This is a genomic window from Micrococcus sp. KRD026 (assembly GCF_017168445.1).
Taxonomy (GTDB): Bacteria; Actinomycetota; Actinomycetes; order Actinomycetales; family Micrococcaceae; genus Micrococcus; species Micrococcus luteus.
The window spans coordinates 4313-8342 of record NZ_JABFBA010000019.1; the positions used below are offsets into that span (position 1 = coordinate 4313).

Annotated in this window: 4 protein-coding genes; 1 reads left to right on the forward strand and 3 read right to left on the reverse strand. The window is 76.2% G+C overall.

Annotated features, from left to right (window positions below; translation table 11 throughout):
• Positions 1 to 42: 42 nt before the first annotated feature.
• Positions 43 to 657, reverse strand: coding sequence for a DUF3000 domain-containing protein (locus tag J1M40_RS06450; RefSeq protein ID WP_020627849.1), 615 nt, complete (start codon positions 655 to 657; stop codon positions 43 to 45).
• 75 nt (positions 658 to 732) lie between these two features.
• The gene (msrB, locus tag J1M40_RS06455) at positions 733 to 1170 is read right to left on the reverse strand and encodes a peptide-methionine (R)-S-oxide reductase MsrB (protein WP_070708529.1); all 438 of its coding nucleotides are present in this window, start codon (positions 1168 to 1170) and stop codon (positions 733 to 735) included.
• A 172-nt stretch (positions 1171 to 1342) separates the two neighbouring features.
• Between msrB and J1M40_RS06460 the strand changes: the two genes are divergently transcribed.
• Positions 1343 to 2578 carry a S9 family peptidase gene (locus J1M40_RS06460; RefSeq protein WP_236557142.1) on the forward strand — a complete coding sequence of 412 codons (1236 nt, stop codon included), beginning with the start codon at positions 1343 to 1345 and terminating at the stop codon, positions 2576 to 2578.
• A 6-nt stretch (positions 2579 to 2584) separates the two neighbouring features.
• Here the strand turns inward: J1M40_RS06460 and J1M40_RS06465 are convergent.
• A partial coding sequence (locus tag J1M40_RS06465; protein ID WP_206450622.1) for a M3 family metallopeptidase occupies positions 2585 to 4030 on the reverse strand: 1446 nt, incomplete at its 5' end.

A 4030-nucleotide genomic window follows, 5' to 3' on the forward strand; every position in this document is an offset into this window, starting at 1 on the left:
GGACGGGCCGGGGCCCGGTGTGTCGGAGGCGCGGGCGCGCGGTCAGGGGCCGGCCGTGTGGACGTCCGCGGCGTGCTCGGGCGGCAGACCGGCGAACGCGCAGATCATGTCCGACCACGCCTCGAGATGCGAGCCGAGGTCCCGCGGGGCCGGGGTCCACGAGGCGCGCAGCTCGATGTCGGTGGTGTCCGGGGCCGCACTGAGCGTCCCGAAGCCCTCCGCGATGCTGCGCGTCGCGGTGCCGCCGGCGTGGGAGTGCTCGGCGTGGCGGCGCTCGAGCGCCTCCACGAGCCACGTCCACGCGACGGCGCCGGCCAGCTGGTCCAGTGCGACGTCCGGTTCCAGGCTCGCACGGATCCATGTCACCGCCCGGAAGCCTCCCGGCCACCGGGCGTCCGGGGCCGGGTCGTGCAGGAGGACGAACCGCCCCGTGGCCAGCACGCCGCCGGTCGCGCCCGGCCCGTCGCACACGTCGGCGGCGAGGGCGACGGCGAAGGGCGCCTGCCCCTCGGGTGCCGGGATCTCCCGCAGCCGCACCTCGGTCCGTGGCCGCGCATCGCGCAGGTCCGCCAGGGCACGCCGGAACACCCCCGGCGGCACGGGCGCCTCGACCGCCCCGGGGGCGGCGGAGAGGCGACGGGGCCCGATCACGCTCATGCCCGTCAGCCTAGGCTGCGGGGCCCAGCGGGCCGCGGGGGCGCGCCGTGGACGCCACGGCGCTCCCGCACCGGATCAGCGCGCCCCGTCCGGGGCCGCCGCGTCGTCGGCGGGGGCCAGGCGCAGCGAGATCGAGTTGATGCAGTAGCGCAGGTCCGTGGGGGTGTCATAGCCCTCGCCCGCGAAGACGTGACCCATGTGGGAGCCGCACGCCGCGCACCGCACCTCGATCCGCTCCATGCCCAGGGTGGTGTCCTTCAGGTACTCCACCCGGTCCTCCGCGAGCGGTGCGAAGAACGAGGGCCAGCCGCAGTGCGCGTCGAACTTCTCGTCCGAGCGGAACAGCTCGGATCCGCACGCCCGGCACGCGTACACGCCCTTCACGTGCGAGTCCCAGTACTCGCCCGTGAAGGGCCGTTCCGTGCCGGCCCGGCGCAGCACCTGGAACTCCTCGGGCGTGAGCCGTCGGGCCCACTCCTCGTCCGTCAGGCGGGCGCCGCCCGGGGCGGCCAGGGTCTGCTCGGGAGCGGGGACGTCCCGCGCGGGGTCGGGGGCCGCCGACCTGCCGCCCGCCCTGGCCGCCGCCGTCACCGTGGCAGCCCGGCGGGCCGGGGGTCGCGACTCCCGCGTCCGCCGAGCGGGCCGCCTGGTCCGCCGCGGAGTCACCGGATCGGTGCGCGGCGGCGTGGCCGTGGCCTCCCCGGTGGCCCGCTGGGCCCCGCCCGTGCTCAGCGTCGCCGCGGCCTCCGCCTTCGTGCTGGCCGGGGCGAGCTCGGCGCTCGCAGGCGTGTTCGCCCGCACCGTGGTGACCCCCGTGCGCCGCCACGCCGAGTCCACGCCGATCCTCGCCGTCGTCGACACGCCCGCCGGGCAGGACGTGATCCTGCAGGCCGACGAGTACACCACCGTGCCCGGCCAGTACTCCCTCACGTTCGACGACGGCGCCGGATGCGCCCGCATCGGGGAGATCACCTCCTTCGACCCCCGGGACGGCACGGTGCAGCGCGCGGTCGAGGAGGTCTTCTCCGGCGATCTGACGACGGCGACCCGGGGCCGGTTCACCGGCTTCGTCTACCCGACCCCCGCCGACGCCGGGCTCGACGCCGAGGACGTGCAGGTGCCGGTGCCCGGCGGCCACGCCCGCGCATGGCGCATCGAGCCGGACCCCAGCGAGGACGGCGAACCCCGTCCCGCGGAGGGGCTGTGGGCGGTGATGGTCCACGGCCGCGGCGCGCGCCGCAACGAGGGCATCCGCGCCGTGCCGACCGCCCGCCGCCTGGGCATGACGTCGCTGCTGATCTCCTACCGCAACGACGGCGACGCCCCGGACGCCGCCGACGCCCGCTACGGGCTCGGCACCACCGAATGGGAGGACGTCGAGGCGGCCATCCGCTACGCCCTCGACCACGGCGCCCGGGACGTCGTCCTCTTCGGCTGGTCCATGGGCGGGGCCGTGGTGCTGCAGACCGTGGACCGCTCCCCGCTGGCCCCGCACGTGCGCGGCGTGGTCCTGACGGGCCCCGTCATCGACTGGGTGGACGTGCTGCGCCACCAGGCCCGGCTCAACCGGATCCCCGAAGCCGTGGGCCTGCTCGGCCAGTGGCTGCTGGCCAACCGGGCCGGCCGGTTCATCACGGGCCTGGCCGCCCCCGTGGACCTCAAGGCCCTGGACTGGGTGACCCGCGCCGACCACGTGCGTGTGCCCACGCTGATCCTGCACTCCGAGGACGACGAGTACGTGCCCGTCGGCCCCTCGCAGGACCTGGCCGAGCGCAACCCGGACCTCGTGCGGTTCGTCCGCTTCCACCAGGCCCGCCACACCCGCGAGCAGAACGTGGACCCGCGCAAGTGGGACACCACCGTGCGCGGCTGGCTGCGCGCCGTGCTCAGCGCCCCCCGCCCCGGCGGCCGGGGGCGCTGACCGCGCTCAGGCCGCGGCGTCCGCCAGCCCCCGACGGCGCAGCAGCGGCTCGAGCTCGGCGTCCCGGCCACGGAACGCGCGGTAGGACTCCAGCAGGTCACGCGTATCGCCCCGCGAGAGCAGCTCGTCCGCGAACCGGCGGCCGTTCTCCCGCGTCATCCCGCCGTGCTCGCGGAACCACTCCACGGCGTCCGCGTCCAGCACCTCGGCCCACACGTAGGAGTAGTACCCGGCCGCGTAGCCGCCGCCGAAGATGTGCTTGAAGTAGCCGGTGCCGTAGCGCGGAGGCACCAGGTCCGGGTCGATGCCCGCCTCGGTCAGCACCCGGCGCTCGAACGCGGCCGGGTCGGCCGTGGCGGCGTCCACCGTCTCCTCCGTCAGCGAGTGCCAGGCCCAGTCCACGAGCGCCGCGCCCAAATACTCGACCGTGCGGTGCCCCTCGCCCCACAGGTCCGCCGCCTCGAGCCGCTCCAGCGTCCCCGCCGGCAGCGGCTCGCCCGACTCCACGTGCCGCGCGTACGCGGCCAGCAGGGACGGCTCGCGCAGCCACACCTCGTTGACCTGCGACGGGAACTCGACGACGTCGCGCGGCACGTTCGTCCCGGTGAGCGAGGCGTACTCGCCCCGGGCCAGCAGCCCGTGCAGGGCGTGGCCGAACTCGTGGAACAGCGTCGTGGCCTCATCCAGCGTCAGCAGGGCCGGACGCCCCGCCGCCGGGGCCGGCACATTCATCGTGGTGAACACCACCGGGCGCTCGCCCAGGGCGTCCGCCATGTCCCGCACCGTGTGCATCCAGGCACCGCCCGACTTGGTCGGCCGCGCGAACAGGTCCGCGACGAACAGACCCACCCCGGCACCGTCCTCACCCGTCACCTCGAACACCCGGATCCCGGGGCGGTACAGGTGCCGCGCCAGCTCCGGGCGCTCGGCGAACGTGAGCCCGTACAGCGCCGTCGCCGCCGCGAACACGCCCTCGGTCAGCACCCGGTCCAGCTCGAAGTACGGGCGCAGGGCGTCCGCGTCCACCGCGAACTCCTCCCGCGCGTACGCCGCGGACAGCGCCGGCCAGTCCCATGGGGCCACCTCGGCGTCCGTCCGGCCCGCGTGCGCCGCCGCCGTCGCCGCGTCCGCCCGCGCGTTGGCCATCGCCCGCGGCGCCATCGCGGCCAGCAGCTCCTCCACGGCCGCCGTCGACGGCGCCGCCCGGTCCTTCAGCGCCTGCTCGGCCCAGCTCTGCGCCCCCAGCAGCCGCGCCTTGCGCAGCCGCAGCCGCACCATCGCCATCGCCGTCGTCAGCGTCTCGTGCTCCCCGGACCCGCCCCGGCCCGTCGACGCCTCGAACACCTCGCGCCGCATCCCCTCGTCCTGCAGGGACGCCAGCCACGGCTGCGACGTGAACAGGGACAGCGTCAGCAGCCACGGGCCCGCCGCCGCGTCCCCGTCCCCGTGCCC